General features: G+C 71.8%; 12 protein-coding genes. 6 read left to right on the top strand and 6 right to left on the bottom strand.

Annotation, left to right across the window (positions count from 1 at the left end; translation table 11 throughout):
• The first annotated feature begins 100 nt into the window (after positions 1 to 100).
• The 4 genes from OUY22_RS13825 (at position 101) to tuf (ending at position 4,529) form a co-directional block, all read left to right on the top strand.
• Positions 101 to 658 carry a MarR family winged helix-turn-helix transcriptional regulator gene (locus tag OUY22_RS13825; RefSeq protein WP_270155313.1) on the top strand — a complete coding sequence of 186 codons (558 nt, stop codon included), beginning with the start codon at positions 101 to 103 and terminating at the stop codon, positions 656 to 658.
• 66 nt (positions 659 to 724) lie between these two features.
• Entirely contained in the window at positions 725 to 1,825 is a 1,101-nt protein-coding gene (menC, locus tag OUY22_RS13820) for an o-succinylbenzoate synthase (RefSeq protein ID WP_270155312.1), read from the top strand.
• 479 nt (positions 1,826 to 2,304) lie between these two features.
• On the top strand, positions 2,305 to 2,961 hold the full coding sequence (locus tag OUY22_RS13815) for a hypothetical protein (protein WP_270155311.1): 657 nt from the start codon (positions 2,305 to 2,307) through the stop codon (positions 2,959 to 2,961).
• Between the two features lie 401 nt (positions 2,962 to 3,362).
• Positions 3,363 to 4,529 carry an elongation factor Tu gene (gene tuf / locus OUY22_RS13810; protein WP_270155310.1) on the top strand — a complete coding sequence of 389 codons (1,167 nt, stop codon included), beginning with the start codon at positions 3,363 to 3,365 and terminating at the stop codon, positions 4,527 to 4,529.
• A 52-nt stretch (positions 4,530 to 4,581) separates the two neighbouring features.
• On the opposite strand, the gene OUY22_RS13805 is transcribed toward tuf, so the two are convergent.
• Positions 4,582 to 5,595, bottom strand: a complete 1,014-nt coding sequence (locus tag OUY22_RS13805) for a helix-turn-helix domain-containing protein (RefSeq protein ID WP_270155309.1) — start codon at positions 5,593 to 5,595, stop codon at positions 4,582 to 4,584.
• A gap of 281 nt (positions 5,596 to 5,876) precedes the next feature.
• Between OUY22_RS13805 and OUY22_RS13800 the strand changes: the two genes are divergently transcribed.
• Positions 5,877 to 6,224, top strand: a complete 348-nt coding sequence (locus tag OUY22_RS13800; RefSeq protein ID WP_270155308.1) for a hypothetical protein — start codon at positions 5,877 to 5,879, stop codon at positions 6,222 to 6,224.
• 94 nt (positions 6,225 to 6,318) lie between these two features.
• Here the strand turns inward: OUY22_RS13800 and OUY22_RS13795 are convergent, their stop codons facing one another.
• Entirely contained in the window at positions 6,319 to 9,168 is a 2,850-nt protein-coding gene (locus OUY22_RS13795; protein WP_270155307.1) for a glycoside hydrolase family 2 TIM barrel-domain containing protein, read from the bottom strand.
• 75 nt (positions 9,169 to 9,243) lie between these two features.
• Between OUY22_RS13795 and OUY22_RS13790 the strand changes: the two genes are divergently transcribed.
• Positions 9,244 to 9,792: a dihydrofolate reductase family protein gene (locus OUY22_RS13790; RefSeq protein ID WP_270155306.1), complete on the top strand. Its 549-nt coding sequence runs from the start codon at positions 9,244 to 9,246 to the stop codon at positions 9,790 to 9,792.
• Here OUY22_RS13790 and OUY22_RS13785 read toward each other — a convergent pair.
• From OUY22_RS13785 to OUY22_RS13770, 4 genes are all read right to left on the bottom strand, one after another.
• Positions 9,776 to 11,104 (bottom strand): M20 metallopeptidase family protein, encoded by a 1,329-nt coding sequence (locus OUY22_RS13785; RefSeq protein ID WP_270155305.1) that lies wholly within the window; start codon positions 11,102 to 11,104, stop codon positions 9,776 to 9,778. The genes OUY22_RS13790 and OUY22_RS13785 overlap by 17 nt on opposite strands.
• Positions 11,101 to 11,283, bottom strand: coding sequence for a hypothetical protein (locus OUY22_RS13780; RefSeq protein ID WP_270155303.1), 183 nt, complete (start codon positions 11,281 to 11,283; stop codon positions 11,101 to 11,103). The genes OUY22_RS13785 and OUY22_RS13780 overlap by 4 nt, the downstream gene beginning before the upstream one ends.
• 154 nt (positions 11,284 to 11,437) lie before the next feature.
• The gene (locus OUY22_RS13775; RefSeq protein WP_270155302.1) at positions 11,438 to 14,824 is read right to left on the bottom strand and encodes a phosphodiester glycosidase family protein; all 3,387 of its coding nucleotides are present in this window, start codon (positions 14,822 to 14,824) and stop codon (positions 11,438 to 11,440) included.
• Positions 14,825 to 14,886: 62 nt separating this feature from the next.
• Positions 14,887 to 16,508, bottom strand: a 1,622-nt coding sequence (locus OUY22_RS13770; protein ID WP_270155301.1) for a hypothetical protein, incomplete at its 5' end; no start/stop codon positions are given.

Genomic DNA, 16,508 nt, shown 5'->3' with positions numbered 1-16,508 from the left:
ATGGACGTCGGTTGCTGGAAAATAAAAGGAGTCAAGAGCCACCGTCAATGCGCGGCGGTGCGGGAGCCGGCCGGTTCAGATGGCCGGGAGGACGTTTCCCATGGTTATCAAGTACCTTGCTATCAAGGTCATTGATATCAGTTCGAGAAAATTACATGGCGGCCGATCCGCCGAGGCGCGATATCGTCGCCTGGTGACCGATGCGTGCACCCCCGCCGATGCGCTGGACGCGCCACCCCACGTGAGCTATCTGGTGTTCCGGCTGGAACGCCGCATCCGCGCCTGCCTGGACGAGGCGCTCGCCCGGCACGGCATGACGACCACCGAGTACATGGCGCTCAGCGAGCTGCGGCTGCGCGACGCCCCGTCCTCTGCCGATCTGGCCCGGATCGCCTTCGTCACCCCGCAGGCGATGAACCTGGTCATCCGCGACCTCGAACAGCGCGGTCTGATCAGCCGTCATCCGCACCCCGACGGCGGCCGGGCGCTGCGCACCCGCCTCACCGCCAAAGGCCTGAACACCCTGCGGCGATGCGATTCCTCCCTCGACGCCATCGAGTCCGTCATGCTCGCCGAGATCGACGAGCCCGCACTCAAGACCCTCGCGGAAACGCTCACGGTCTGCGCCCGGGCGCTCCGCCCGGGCATGCGGGTCTGAACCATTCGGCCGGAATTCCGGCCGGCGGACTTCTCCGTCCTTTTTTCCGTACGAAAGAGAGAGCATGTGAAGATCACTGGAGTGGAGCTGCGCCGGGTCGCGATGCCGCTGGTGTCCCCGTTCCGCACCTCGTTCGGCACCGAGACGGCCCGCGACGTGCTGCTGGTGCGCGTGGTGACGCCCGACGCGGAGGGCTGGGGCGAGTGCGTGGCCATGGCGGAGCCGCTCTACTCCTCCGAGTACGCGGACGGCGCGGCCGAGGTGATCCGCCGCTTCCTGCTGCCTCGGCTGCCCGCGAACGTGGACGCCCAGTCGGCGGGCCGGGCGATGGAGCCGGTCAAGGGACACCGGATGGCCAAGGCCGCGCTGGAGACGGCCGTGCTGGACGCCCAGTTGCGGGCGTCGGGCGAGTCGTTCGGCCGGTTCCTCGGGGCCGCCCGCGACCGGGTGCCGTGCGGGGTGTCGGTGGGCATCATGGACGCGATCCCGCGGCTGCTCGACGCGGTCGAGGGCTACCTGGCCGAGGGGTACGTGCGCGTCAAGCTGAAGATCGAGCCCGGCTGGGACGTCGAGCCGGTGCGCGCGGTGCGCGAGCGCTTCGGCGACGACGTGCTGCTCCAGGTGGACGCCAACGCCGCCTACACCCTGGCCGACGCCCGCCACCTGGCCCGCCTCGACGACTTCGGCCTGCTACTCATCGAGCAGCCGCTGGCCAACGACGACTTCGTCCAGCACGCCAGGCTCGCCCGCCAGCTCCGCACCCCGGTCTGCCTGGACGAGTCCATCGAGTCGGCCGAGCACGCCGCCGCGGCCATCGCGCTCGGTTCCTGCTCCATCGTCAACATCAAGCCCGGCCGGCTGGGCGGCTACCTGGAGGCGCGCCGCGTGCACGACCTGTGCCGGGCGAACGGGATCGCGGTGTGGTGCGGCGGCATGCTGGAGACGGGCCTCGGCCGGGCCGCGAACGTGGCGCTGGCGGCCCTGCCCGGCTTCACCCTGCCGGGCGACACCTCGGCCTCGCGCCGCTACTTCGCCACCGACCTCACCGAGCCCTTCGAGCTGTCGGACGGCCACCTGGCGGTGCCCGCCGGGCCCGGCCTCGGCGTGGACCCGATCCCGGACATCCTGGAGGAGGTCACCACGGCCAAGGAGTGGATCCCGCTCTGACGCACGGTCCTCGCGATCTAAGCGCTACGCACCCCACCACCTCGGACTGCGGTTCACGGGGGGCGAACCCCGGCCCCCACACACCGCCCACGCGTCAGCCGAGTGCTCTCCTGAGCAGTAACCCACCTTCGGTAGAACGTACACGGCCGGGTTACTGTCTAGTTTCCTAGACGCTTATCTGTCTACTAAATTAGACTGCGCCGCCATGGTTCAGGGAATGAAGACCGCCACCGAGGTGGAGAGGTGCCTGCGATCCGCAGCCCGTCGTACCGAAGTTCCGTACATCGTTGACGAGGTTCCAGGCCGGAACGGCCGGCGACGAGGTAAGGGATCCCACAAAATGGTCGGCTTGTACGACGAGGAAGGGGAACTGCTGGCGTGGACGACGATCCCGCAACACCCTGGCGACCTCGCTCCCAGGTGACACGGGAGATCGAGGCGACCTTCGAGCCGTACCTGGGGAAGGGATGGATGGACAAATGAAGCCCGTCTACGAGGTGCGGGTCTGGCATGAGGACGACTGGTGGCTGGCGCGAGTCACAGCCGCCGGCGACGGCGCCGATCCCGCTCCGCTCAACGCACTCACGCAGGCACGGGCCCTGACCAGGATCGAGTCGATGGCTCGCGACCTCATCGCGACGATCCTTGATGCGGAGCAGAGCACGTTCGATATCGAGACGACGTATGCCCTGCCTGAAGACGTAGGCGAGTTGCTGTGCGAGGCCAAGGGCGCGCGTGCATGGCTGGACGCCGCGCAGGATCTGTGGCAGGAGCGATCCACCGTCGCAGCTCGCGCCTTGACCGCGAAAGGATACTCGCTCCGGGAGACGGCGACATTGCTCGGTCTGTCGCACCAGCGTGTGGACCAGTTGCTGCGCGGCGGCGACGATCTCGGACGAAGCAACGTGGTGGCCATAGAGGTGAGAGCTCGCGGGGAAACGGGTTCCGTTGCCGGCCTGACGCGACTCCAGGCCCTTCAGGATGTGGACGTGGTGCTGGTCTTCCGCGCCTCCCCGGCGACGGGAGGACCAGAGGCCCTGGTCAAGGACGTGACGCGGAAGAACAACCTTCAGGAGCAGCTGCGGGCCGCCGTCAATGAGTGGTTCTCCCGCATGCACCAGCCCGGACGACCGTAAGACCTTCCGCCGGGCAGTCGATCTCATCGAGAGGTCGCCGCAACCGTCCAATTGATCGCGGCCCCATGCGTCCAGCCGTCCCCGGTGACCGTGACCTCGCCCGCCAGGCATTCGCGGGAAGTCCAGCGATGTCGCCATGCGATGCAGGTAGGCGAGGGCACTCGCCCCGCGCTCCCGTACGAGGGAATAATCCGTTGCTCCCGGGTGCTGAGCGCAGCACTATGGTCACCATGATCCGGCACGCGCTTCCGACGACGCCCGCACCGGCGGGCGCGTTCCGGCGTGCCTGCGACGGCCTGGAGCGCTGACCTCTTCCCGTTCGTCCCGAGTGTGACCCGGCGGGGAGAGGTCGACGGCCCTGTACGGGTCACCACGAGTCCGGGTTCCGCAAGGAAGGGATCATGGCCAAGCAGGCCTATGTGCGCAACAAGCCGCACCTCAACATCGGCACGATGGGTCACGTCGACCACGGCAAGACCACGCTGACCGCCGCCATCACCAAGGTGCTCGCGGAGCGGGGCCAGGCCACGTACACGCCGTTCGAGCGGATCGACCGCACCCCGGAGGAGCACTCCAGGGGGATCACGATCAACATCTCGCACGTCGAGTACGAGACCGCCACCCGTCACTACGCCCACGTCGACATGCCCGGCCACGCCGACTACGTGAAGAACATGATCACGGGGGCGGCGCAGCTGGACGGCGCCATCCTGGTGGTGTCGGCGCGTGACGGCATCATGCCGCAGACCAGGGAGCACGTGCTGCTCGCCCGCCGGGTGGGCGTCGAGCACCTGGTCGTCGCGGTCAACAAGGCCGACGGCGCCGACCCGGAGCTCACCGACCTGGTCGAGCTGGAGCTGCAGGACCTGCTCGGCGAGCACGGCTTCGCCGGCTCGCCGATGGTGCGGGTGTCCGGGCTGCGGGCGCTGGAGGGCGACCCGGCCTGGACGGCGTCGATCGACGAGCTGCTCCGTACGGTCGACGACCACATCCCGGTCCCGGTCCGGTACGTGGACGCGCCGTTCCTCATGCCCGTGGAGAACGTCATGTCCATCACCGGCCGGGGCACGGTCGTCACCGGCGCCATCGAGCGCGGCGCGGTCCGCGTCGGCGACACCGTCACGGCCGTCGGCCTGGGCGGCGAGCTGTCCGCCGTCGTGACCGGCGTCGAGACGTTCGGCCGCACGATGGAACGCGGCGAGGCGGGCGACAACGCCGCCCTCCTGCTCCGCGGCGTCCAGCGGCACCAGGTCAGGCGCGGCATGGTGCTGGCGGCCCCGGGCAGCCAGCGGGCGCACCGGGCGTTCACGGCCCGGGTGTACCTGCTGACGGCGGAGGAGGGCGGCCGGCGGCGGCCGATCGCCTCGGGTTACCGGCCGCAGTTCTACCTGCGCACGACGGACGTGCCGGGTGAGCTGCTGCTGACCGAGCCCGCCCAGCCGGGGGACACGATCGAGGTCTCGATCGTCCTCGGCAAGCCGGTCGCCCTGGAGCCAGGGCTCGGCTTCGCCATCCGTGAAGGCGGTCTGACCGTGGGCGCCGGGACGGTGCTCGCGGTCGAGGACTGACCTGTGGCTGCCGGGATTCCTGTCCGGGATCCCGGCAGCCGCTCGATGGGCGTCACCCCTGTTGGGACTGGCTGTGTCGGAGCTGACGCCGGTAGCTCGCCGGAGGGGTGCCGTAGGTCCTGCGGAAGAGCCGGTTGAAGTGCGCTTCGTTGGTGAAACCCCAGCAGGCGGCGATGACCCTGATAGGACGACCGTCCATCAGGGGGTCGGCCAGTGCGCGGTGACAGCGTTCGAGCCGCCGCTGCTGGATCCAGCCGGTGATGGTGTGACCCTCCCTCTGGAAGAGCCGCTGCAGGTGGCGTAACGAAACGTGGTGGGCGGCGGCGACGTCGGCCGCCGAGAGCTCCAAGTCGTCCAGACGTCGCTCGACGAACGCCTGGACACGAAGAACGAGCACCGCGCCGGGATCCATCACGAAAGGCGAGGGGTCGGTCTCCATCTCGTGGGCGAGCACGGACGTGAGGAGATCGACGACAACACCCGACAGCCGCTCGGTGTCGGCCCGGGTCATCCACGCGGCCTGGGCCAGGATCTGCTGAAGCAGTCCGCTGAACAGTGCGGCGACGCTCTCACGCCCTGAGATTCGCCTGGCGAGCAACCGCCGCACGGTGGGACCGGGCAGGGCCAGGGCGTCGTGGGGCACGTGCAGGATCAGCCCATCGGACATCTCGCCTTGGGTGCGGCTCGACGCGCGGCGCTCGCCAGGAAAGCTCCATGCCAGGAAAGGACGGGACGCGTCGTAGAGCGTCAGGTCTGCCGGGGCCAGCGCCGTCTCCTGGTCCTCCTGGACGATTCCGGATCGGCCGCGCAGGAGGAGCGCCACCTGGTAGGCGTCGGCGTTGGCGCGTCGGATCCTGTGAGCATTCCTGCGCGCCTCGAACCCGGAGCACCTGACTCTCGACAGCCGCAGCGCGCCCAGATCGACGGTGCTCATCTCCGCCCAGAAGTCGTCGACGTATTCGCTGAACGCGTCCACCGACACCACCGACTCGGCGACGGCCTGCCACCAGAAAGCGAACCTGTCCCTGACAGGGACGTCGTCGAGTCGAACCACTGTCACAGCCATCTGTCGCCCCCGCTGACATCCCCTGGATCAGCCCGCCAGGCCATTTTCATCCTCGAATGCATGGCGCCGGAGGTCAAGTGAGTTGACGCGCAGCGGCAAACCCGCTCACCCCGGAGGTGTCAAACTTCTGGAACGGTTCGGCGCTCGCCGGGAGCGTTCAGTTCACAGGGGGATCCATGAGACGAATATCAACTGTCCTCGCAACCTGCTTCAGCCTGGTACTCCTTCTCCCCGCACCCGTCCTGGCCCGGTCCGCCCAAGGAGCGGGACCGGCGCAGGCAATGGAAGGCGGCGGTTGCCGGGCGGCGTACAACTCCAACGGCTTCAAGAACACCTATCCCTGCATATCCGTGTCGGGCGGCTATTTCAGAGCCGACTCCTACACCGCGGGATTACCGGCCGGCTGCTCCTATTACATCGTCTATCTCATCGAGTGGGACCGGCTCGCTCCGGCCACCGGCGGCCGGGTCGCGAACTTCTCGTCGCATCAACCCTGTAACAGGGTGCACTCCGACATCGTTCTCTACCGGGACTACAACACGCTGTGGACGTATCTCTCAAGGATCACGGTGTACAACAGCAGCCATGCGAAGATCGGGACCCTGGACAGCCCGCGGGTCTGGACCTAGGCACGGAGGTTCAACCGTCGGCGGACAGAAGCCTGGTGGAGGTCAGGCCGGCCAGGGCGGCCGCGCCCAGAGCCCGGCGTCGACCGTGAGGGGGTCACGACGGCTCGAAGCGGAGGCGGAAGGTGGCCGGGCGGGCGTGCAGCTCGTACGCCGGCAGGGTGCCGGGGCCGCAGGCGGCCGTGCCGATGCCGTGCTGGGCCAGGTCCAGGGTGAGGTGGAGGCGGCCGTCCGGGACCAGGTCGGGGCGGTGGGCGGCGGCGTCCAGGGCGGCCGTGCTCCAGGGGCGGGCCGTCAGGCCGAACACGGGATCGCCGGTGATCCGGACCCCGGCCAGTTCGGCCCAGCGGACGGCGGCGCGGTGGCCGTTCTCCTGGGGGTGGACGTACGGCGTCTGCATCTCCTCGACCGTGGCGGCCCACCGGCCGATCCTGGTGGCCAGGCCGGTGTCCGGGTACGCCTCCCCCGGCCCGAGGCCGTACCAGGTGACCGGCCCGGGGGCGGCGGGGAGGGTCAGGGCGAGGCCGAGGCGCGGGATCGGCTCGGTCCAGTCGCCTTCGGGGACGAGGTCGACCCGGAGGTCGAGGGCGTCGCCCGAGGCGGTCCAGGTCCAGGTGGCGCGGATGCCGAGGTCGGTGGCGGCGGGCGCGGTCCGGGTGCGGACGGTGAGCGTATCGCCGGGCTCGACCGCGTCGACGCGGTGGGTGAGGCGGTGCAGGCCGAGCAGCCGCCAGCGGAACTCGGCCCCGCTGTAGCGGTCGTTGTCGATCGGCGCGCGCCACAGCTCCAGCCGGGGACCGTCGGCGTCGAGGCCGAACAGCCGGGTGAGACGGCCGGTCACCGGGTCGAACACGGCCCCGCCGACCTGGATCTCCCCTCCATCAAGCGGCACGGGGGCTTCCCGGCCCGGCCTCCCGGCAGAAGCCTTCGCCGGCGCTTCCCGTACGGCGGGCGGGAAAGTCCGGCGCGGGCTGACGCGGAGGTCTTCGCGGCCCGGGTACGGGACGTCGATCGGGACCTGGGCCCAGGCCACTTCGTGCCCGGCGTCCGCCCACGGCTCGTCGCGGGCCAGGACGGCGCGGACGGTGAGCCACCGCTCGCCCTCCCCCGCCGGTAAGGCGGGCAGCTTGACCTCGCCGCCGCCGGCGGGGACCTCCAGCGGGAAGGACGCCACCGGCTCGCCCTCCGCCTCGACCTGCCCGGAGAAGGACAGGCTTGACAGGTCGTGGAAGGCGTCCTTGCTCCGGACCGTCACCGAGGTCCCGGAGAAGGTGAACGCGACCGGTTCGAACACCTTCTTCAGGTCGAGCAGCCCCGGGGACGGCGTCCGGTCGGGGAAGACGAGGCCGTCGACGACGAAGTTGCCGTCGTGGACCGGCTCGCCGTAGTCGCCGCCGTAGGCGTAGCCGAGAGACGGGTGCGCGAGGCCGTGGTCGATCCACTCCCAGACGAACCCGCCGGCCAGCCTCGGGTAGCGCTCGAACAGCTCCTGGTACTCGGCCAGCCCGCCGGGGCCGTTGCCCATCGCGTGCGCGTACTCGCACTGCAGGAACGGCATGGCCCGCCGCCTGGCGTCCAGCTCCGGGTCGTCGAGCGGGTCCTCGGCGCCCCGGCCGATCGCCTCGACCTCGGCGTGGGAGGCGTACATGCGGGAGTACACGTCCGTGTGCTCGCACGACCGGTCGCCCTCGTAGTGGAGGGGCCGGGACGGGTCGCGCTCGCGCGCCCACTCCGCCATGACGCCGAGGTTGCGGCCGACGCCCGCCTCGTTGCCGAGCGACCACATGATGACGCTCGGGTGGTTCTTGTCGCGCTCCACCATGCGGCGCATCCGGTCGAGGCATGCCTCCTCCCAGCGCGGGTCGTCGCTGGGGTTGTTCCGCCAGCCGACCTGGCCGAAGCCGTGCGTCTCCAGGTCGCACTCGTCGATCACCCACAGCCCCAGCTCGTCGCAGAGGTCGAGGAAGGCGGGGTGCGGCGGGTAGTGGCTGGTGCGGACGGCGTTGACGTTGTGCCGCTTCATCAGCAGCACGTCCTCGCGCATGGTCGCGTACGTCACCGCCCGGCCGGACAAGGGGTGGAACTCGTGCCGGTTGACCCCCTTGAGCAGCAGCGGCCGCCCGTTGGCGAGCAGCACCCCGTCCTCGATGGCGACGGTGCGGAAGCCGACGCGCAGCCGGACGGTCTCCCCCGGCGCGCGCAGCACCGCCTCGTACAGCCGCGGCGTCCCGGCGCTCCACGGCTCGGCGGCCACGGTCACGCGCTCACCCGGCCGCAGCCCGGTGACGCCCAGCTCGGGCAGGTCGAGGGCGCCGGTCCCGTCGAAGCTCAGGGTGCCGCGCCCGTCCTCGTACGAGGCGTGCACGAACACGTCGGCGGCCGAGCGGGTGAGGGTCACGTCGCGGAAGATGCCCGGGAGCCACCACATGTCCTGGTCTTCCAGGTAGCTGGCGGCCGACCACTGGTGGACGCGCACGGCCAGCACGTTGCGCCCCGGCTTGAGCCACGGGCCGGCGTCGAACTCGGCGGGCAGCCGGCTGCCGGTGGTGAAGCCCAGCTCGTGCCCGTTCAGCCAGACCTTGGCGTACGACTCGACGCCGTCGAAGCGGAGCCTGCCGCCGTTCCAGCCCTCCGGCAGGTCGAAGGCGCGGCGGTAGTCGCCCGTCGGGTTCTCGGTGGGCACGTGCGGGGGGTCGACCGGGAAGGGATACGACACATTGGTGTAGGCGGGGGCGCCGTGTCCGTGCAGCGGCCAGTGGGCGGGCACCGGCAGCTCGGCCCAGGCCGCGTCGTCGTAGCGGGGGTCGGCGAAGTCCTCGGGGACGGTCGCCACCGGCGACAGGCGGAACCGCCAGGCGCCGTTGAGGTCGAGCGAGGGGGCGTCGGAGCTCAGGGCCGCGCGGGGTTCGAGACGGCCGGAACCGGGGGTGAGACGTTCGCATTCCATCGCCTGCCGAGCCTAGAGGTTCGGCCCGGTTTCGTCAGCGATGACTTTCGCGCTCCGGCCGGGTCGGCATGGGGCATGAGCGATGTGGTGCTGAACATGACGGTGTCGGTCGACGGGTTCGCCACCGGTCCTGGCGAGGACCTGGAACGGCTGCACCAGTGGATCTTCAGCGAGGGCGCGGCGGACGCGGAGATCATGGCGGAGTTCGCCGCCGAGCCGGGCGCCTACGTGATGGGGATGGGCATGTTCCGCTCCGGCCTGGAGCCGTGGGGTGACGCGCCGCCGTTCCCGCACCCGGTGTTCGTGCTCTCCCACACCGAACGGGAGCCGCTGGTCAAGCCGCCGGCCACGTTCACGTTCGTCACCGGCGGCATCGAGGACGCGGTCGCGCGGGCGAGGGCGGCGGCCGGGCAGCGGGACGTGTGGGTGGTCGGCGGCGCGGACGTGTGCCGGCAGGCGCTGGCCGCCGGGCTGGTCGGCGAGCTGCGGCTGCACGTCGCGCACGTGCTGCTCGGCGGCGGGCTGCCGCTGTTCGGCGAGCTGTCCCGGCTGGTGGAGCTGGAGGAGACCGCGACGGTGACGACGCCGGGGATGACGCATCTCCGGTTCAGGGTCCTGCGCTGAGTCCGTCGCACGACGCGGCGAGATAGCCCGCCAGGAGGCTCTCGGCCACCTCGTCCACGGCCTCGTCGCCGGGCAGGAACTCGGGGCTGTGCAGCCCGGCCCGCGTGTCGACGCCGACGAACATCATCAGCGACGGCATGAGCTCGCCGTACTGGGCGAAGTCATCGCCGCCGCACGAGCGCAGGTCGTCGCTGACCGCGCGCCCGTTCGCGCGCAGCAGCTCGCCGGTACGCATCGCGAGCGCGGCGTCGTTGACCAGCACCGGCTCCCCCGGCAGCACCTGGACCTCGGCCTCGCAGCCGTGGGCCCGCGCCACGTCGCCGACCAGGCCGGCGAACTGGGCGTGCAGCGTCTCGCGCCACGACGGCGACAGGGTGCGCAGCGTGCCCCGGGCGACGGCCTCGCCGGGGATGGCGTTGGGCGCGGTGCCGGCGTGCACGCTGCCGAACGTCACCACGGTCGGCACCATCGGGTCGGCGACCCGGCTGACGAGCTGCTGGGCGGCCACGATCACCTGGGCCATGGCGACGACCGGGTCGCGGGCCAGGTGCGGGTAGGCGGCGTGCCCGTCCACGCCCTTGAGCGTCACCCGGAACTCGTCGGCGGAGGCGTTGACCGCTCCGGGCGTGCACGCGGTCACTCCCGCCGCCAGCACGGGCTGCACGTGGGCTCCGATCATGGCGCGGACGTCGTTGCTGCTCAGGGCGCCGGACCGGACGACGTCGGCGGCGCCCGACGGGTGACTCTCCTCGCGCGGCTGCAGCACGACCATGAGCGGACCCGGCGGCTCGTGATCGGCTACGGACTCGTACCCGGCCGCGGGGGCCGCGTCGCGCGCCGCGAGCACGGCCGTGACCCTGGCGACCGCGCGGGCCAGCGCCACGACGGCGGCGAGGTGGACGTCGTGGCCGCAGGCGTGCATGGCGCCGTTGACGGCCGCCCACGGCACGCCGGTGCGCTCGGCCAGGGGCAGCGCGTCCAGCTCGCCGCGCACGCCGACGGCGGGGCCGGGGCCGCCGATCCTGACCAGCGCGCCGGTGCCGGCCACGTGCTCGATCGGGCCGTCCGGCAGCGCCCGCAGCACCCGCTCCAGCGTGGGGCCCTCCTGGCCGGAGACCCGGGGGTCGGCGTGCAGCTCGCGCCGCAGCTCCCGGGCGGCGGGCAGCTCGGCCCGCAGCGCCTCCCGCAGCAGCACGTCCCGATGGTCGGAACGCAGGTCGGGATGGCGGTCGGCAGGGCGGTCGGCAGGGCGGTCGCGCGGCTCGTCCGGGCCGTGGTCCTGGTAGTGCGAGAAGTGGTGCGAGGTCGTCACGCGGCCACCCCGAGCCCGTGGACGCGGCGTGCGCCGTCCCGGCCGATCAGGGTCGCGCCCCACCCGCCGGAGGAGTGTGTCAGCTTGGTGCCCGGAGGGCTCGCGGCCACCATCGCGGCGACCGGGGGCAGTCCCCCCGTCATCCGGTCGAACCCGGGCAGCACGGCCTCAGCAGGCATCGGCCCCCCAGCCCGGCGTCACCTCAACGCCCATCACGTACGTGTTACTCCTTCGCGGACGACGGCCCCCATGCGGATCCTGTGCCCGCGAGCGGGCCCGGCGAACGTGAGGACGGACACACCCGCGTGCCCGCCCTCACGAGAGGGCGCCGGATCAGGCGGCGGCCCTGGCGGCGACCGCCACGGCGGCCTGCCGGGTGACGCCGTTGACGGTCACCGCGACCGTCACCCGGCCCTCGCGCAACGCGGTGAGCGTCCCGGTCCCGGGGTCGAGCACGGCGACGTGATGGCGCCTGGCCCCGGCGCGCGGCCCGATGTGCAGGTTGGGCGAGCCGGACCAGCGCGCCGACACCGGATAGGCGACGGGCACGTCGCGGGCGCCCTGCCGGACCGTGGCGGTGACGGTGGCCGGGCTGCCGGCCGCCACCGTGGCCGGGGCGGTCAGCGTCAGCTCGTCGACGTGCGGGCGGAGCTGGGCGCCGATCCATTCCGGGGCGTCGGCGAACCAGTTGCGCCTGACGTGCTCGGCCTCCTTCTCGGTGACGGGGTCGACGCCCCACAGGGACCAGCCGGTGAAGCCGCCGTCGCCGGCCGGGGTGGCGGGGTTCTTGGCGGAGTTGCCGTTGATGACGTAGGGGACGGCGTCCACCCGGGAGGCGTGGAAGGTGCCGACGTGCGCGCCGATGAACGCCGCGCCCTTGCCGGTGTCCCGCTGGAAGTCGGCCAGCCAGCCTTCGACCAGCGCGGCTTCCTTGCGGTCGCCGAGCTGGCTGCCCTTGCCGGGGGTCGGGTCGCGCGGCGGCACGTGGAACAGCACGGCTACCGAGCCGACCGAGCGGTCGCCGGCGGCCCGGTCCAGTTCGGTACGGAGCAGTTCGATCTGCTCGAAGCCGCCGCCGCGCAGGTTGAGGCGGGAGGTGTCGAGCGTGATGAAGCGGGTGCCCTTGTGGTCGAAGGTCCGGTACGTGTCGCCGAAGACGGCCCTGAAGTTGTCGATCTTGCCCCCCATCACCTCGTGGTTACCCGGGATGTAGTGATATTTCAGGTCATCGCCGAGTTCTTCGTCGAGAATCCGCTTGGCCAGCGCGAAGTCCTCCGGCGACGCCTCGTCCACCAGGTCGCCGTTGACGACCAGGAAGTCCGGGTCCGCGGCCTTGATCTCGCGCAGCGTGCGCCGCGCGCCCCGCACCAGGTCGCTGTCGGGGTCCCGGGCGACGAATTGCGCGTCGGACATGACCGCGAACCGCCACGGCAGGTCCGCCACGTCGGGCCTGACCACCGGGTCGGCGACCTTCTCCGGCTGCGGCGACTCGATCGACGGCGCCACCTTGGCGACCAGCCCGTCGACCAGGATCTCGTTGGTGTAGGAGGCGTCCGCCCTGGTCTCGGCCACGTAGAAGCGCCGCAGCTGGAGCGGGTAGCTGACGCCCGGCGGCACCGCGAACTCGACGAACCGCCAGCCGGTCCACGTCAGGTACGGGCCACGCAGGATCTGCGCCTGCCCGAGCGCGTCGTAGAACTCCAGGCTGGGCCATTCCCCCTTGCCGGTGGAGTGGATCCACATGCCGAACGCCTGCGGCTGCCCGCCGACCACGAGCTGCCCGGGCGGGTTGGCGTAGGCGGCGCGGGTCGCCGTCGACTGGGTGAAGTCGTACGAGAGCTTGAGCCCGCCTCCGTTCTGGCCCGGCGCGGCCGACAGCGAGCCGGTGGCCCGCGCGGCGGCGAACGTCCACGAGGCGGCGTCCTCGAAGTCGGCGACCGGCCGGTCCTCGAAGCCGACCGTCACCGGCAGGGCGGTGACGATCTTGCCGACTCTGGCGGTGACCAGGCCGGAGCCGGTGTCCTTCCTGGCCTTGACGGTGAAGGAGCCGTGCTCGTTCGCGGTGACGTCGAGCAGGGCGCGGTCGTAGTCGAGGGTCAGGTCGGACGGCTCGATGGGGGCGGTGTTGCCGTTGCGGTCGTAGCCGACGACGCCGAACGTCGCGGTGTCGTCCGCGCCGGACAGGCCCACCCGGTCGCTGGTGACGCCGAGCCGCTTGAGCGGCTGGAGCACGGTCAGCTCCAGGGCGCCTTCGGCCTTGCCGCGGGAGGCGGTGACGGTGGTGACGCCGGGCACCAGGGCGTGGAAGGTCCCGCCTCTGACCAGGCCGTGCACGGCCGGCGTGCTCCGCCACACCGGCGTCCCGGCCGCGGGCCCGTACGTCTCGTCGTACCCGGCGGCGGTCAGCCGGCGGGTGAGCCCGGGGAAGACGCGCTCGGGGCGCCCGCCGCCGACGGGGGCCGCGCCGGGAGCGCGGGCGGGGTCGACGGCCGTCTCCACCCAGAAGCCCTTGAGCTCGCCGCTGCCCTCGGCGGCGTACAGCGCCAGGCCGTTGGGGACGTGCCGCTCGCCGCCGTCGGACGGGCTGTTCTCGATCTGCGGCTCGGCCTGACCCGGCTCGCGGGCGAGCATGGTGGAGGAGCCGCCGCCGTCGAGGTTGAGCGCGTCGGCCGCGCCCAGCTCGACCATCATCGCGGCCAGCTCGTCGAGCGTGACGCCGCGGCTGTCGGCCTGGCGGCCGTCGACGGTGAGCAGGATCATCTTCTTGCCGTCGGCGGAGAAGCCGACCGCGGTCCTGGGGTGGGCGGACTGGTCGGTGGAGTGCTGCGCCCGGCCGTCCTTGACCAGCACCCAGTTCCCGCCGACCGCGGCCTTGACGTCCTTGCCGTCGGAGGCCTTCGGCCGGTACGCGATCTCCACCTTGTCGCCTGCCCTGAGCCCGGCCAGCGCGGCGGCGCCCGCGTCGCGGCCGAGCAGGATCGAGGTGCCGGCGGGGATCGGGCCGTCGCCGGCCGCCTGGCGGACCGCGGCGACCACGCCGTCCTTCAGCTCGACCTCGGTGACGGCGGAGGCGCCCTCGACGGCGCGGGCCCGGGTGTAGGAGCCCCAGAGCGGGGTGAACAGGCCGACGCCGTCCCTCTGGACGCGCTGGTTGAACTGGGTGAGCGTGACCGGGGAGCCGCTTTCGGGGGTGGCGGTGCCCTCGAAGTGCATCTTGAGCACCCGGCCGACGCCGTCGCCGCTGATCGCGACCGCGTTGTCGTGACCGGCCATCGGCGACTGGACGAGTTCGCCGGTCTGGACGCCGATGCCCTGGGCGGCGCCGGAGTTGTTGATGTCGAAGAAGTCGCCGTTGACCGCCGCGACGGCCCGTGAGCGCCGGGCGGGCCCCGACAGCGGCTCGGTCTTCGACACCTCGCCGGAGAAGACGTAGTCGGCGCTGGTCCCGCCGCCGAGCTCGGCGGTGAGCGCGTCGGCGCGCAGCCAGCCCAGCGGGTCCAGCCGGTCGAAGGAGGTGAGGGTGATGCCCGGGGCGACCGGCCTGGTCTTCTTCGCGGTGTCGAGCCGGTCGCCGGTCGCCGATGCGGCGACCAGCGTCGAGGGGGGCGGGTAGGACGACGCCGCGGGCGCGTCCTCTACGGGGGGTACGGGGTCGGCCTGTGCGGGCGCGGCCGACGTGAGCACGAGCGCCACGACGGCGAGGGAACGGAGGGTCTGCACGACCGAATGCAATCGCTCGTGCATATAATTTTCAAGACCTTGGGGTGAACTAAAAGAAAATTTCAGATCTTGGCGGGTATCGGACTCTCGTCGGGCGCACCCTCCTCCAGCGGCGCGCTGTTGATCCCCGCGTACAGGACCAGCGGCACGGCCACCGCCACCACCATGGAGAGCACGGCGGTGCCCGAGTCGTTGACCAGCATGCCGACCACACCGCTGACCAGCGTGCCGATCAGCCCGGCCTTCAGCATGGGGGTGCGCTCGAACGCCAGCGGCACCACCCCGGCGCTGATCTTGCCGGGACGCATGATCGCGAAGATGAGGAACGCCAGACCGGTGATCACGATCGGCATGAGGTTGGGCGAGAGCATGGTGTTGAGCATGGCCCCCAGCTTGCGCAGGATCATCGGCATGAACGTCCCCTCCAGCACCATGCCGACGAACCGCCCCAGATGGGTCTGCGACGCCGCCGGCCGCAGGTAGTCGAGCACCGCGAGCGCCGACACGGTCACCCCGCCGAGCACGCAGAACCCGGCGAACCTCAGCACCGACACCCGCTTGCCCGCCACCAGCAGCGCCGTGACCGCGATGCCCGGCACGAAAGCGATCACGCCGCCGAAGTCGCTGCCGACGCCCGGCCAGCCCGCCAGCAGCATCGCGGTCACGCCCGTCACGGACACCAGGAGCACCGCGGCCCGCCGCCGCCCGGCGCGCACCAGGTGGTCGGCGACCAGCGCCGTCGTCATCAGCACGGCGGTGGCCAGCAGCGCGAACGGGATGTTGGCCAGCCCGTAGTAGCGCCCGCCCACCACGGCCGTGTAGCCCATGAGGCTGTTGAGCTGCAGGTTGGTGCCGGTCAGCAGGTCGGCCACCATGACCAGACCGATGATCGCGCCCACCGCCGCCGGCGGGCCCACCGGGCTGCGCCGCCACGGCCCCAGCAGGGCGACCGCCGTGATGGCCGAGGCGATCGCCACCACCCCGGTGATCACCAGCGCGATCGGGTACGGGCCGTGCCCCCAGGGCAGCACGTTCACCAGGTACGTCGACACGGGCACGGCGGCCAGCCCGAGCGCGATCACGCCGAGGGCTCCGGCCTTCTTGCGGCGCGACAGCACGTAGTAGGCGATCGCGTAGAAGGTCACCGTGATGACGGCGAACCCGGTGAAGAACAGGCCCGTGGTGTTGCGGATGCCGGTGGCCATCGTGTCGGCCCTGCGCAGGTCGGCGACGGCCGCCTCCAGCGGCAGCCGCTCCCCCGCCTCCCAGGGCAGCCCGATCACGGTCGGCGGGACCGGGATGCCGGCCGCGGTGAGCACCGTCGGCGTGGTGTCGGTGACGATGACGATGTCATCGCGCCGGGTCGAGGCCGTGCCCAGCAGCGCGCCGGACGCCTCGGCCCGCTTCCACATGGCCACCCGCAGGTGCGGCACCGACCCGTGGTCGCCGATGCCGCTCAGCACCACCTGGGTCCCGGCGGGCAGCTTCGCCAGCACGGCCCCCACCTGCGCGTCGGCGGCCCGTACCGCCTCGCGCCGCTGCTCGGGACCGAGCGCCTCGGGCACGGCCGGCAGCCTGCCCTCCGCCAGGTAAGGGCGGATCAGCTCGTCCACGTCCACGGCCAGCACCCGGCAGCGCGACCAGTCGGCCAGCGCGGCCGGCTCCGGCGCGTACACGTCCACCC

It is taken from the genome of Nonomuraea corallina (assembly GCF_027620315.1).
GTDB classification, from domain to species: domain Bacteria; phylum Actinomycetota; class Actinomycetes; order Streptosporangiales; family Streptosporangiaceae; genus Nonomuraea; species Nonomuraea corallina.
Note: the sequence above shows the minus strand (reverse complement) of the source record. Positions and strands in the feature narration are given on the sequence as shown.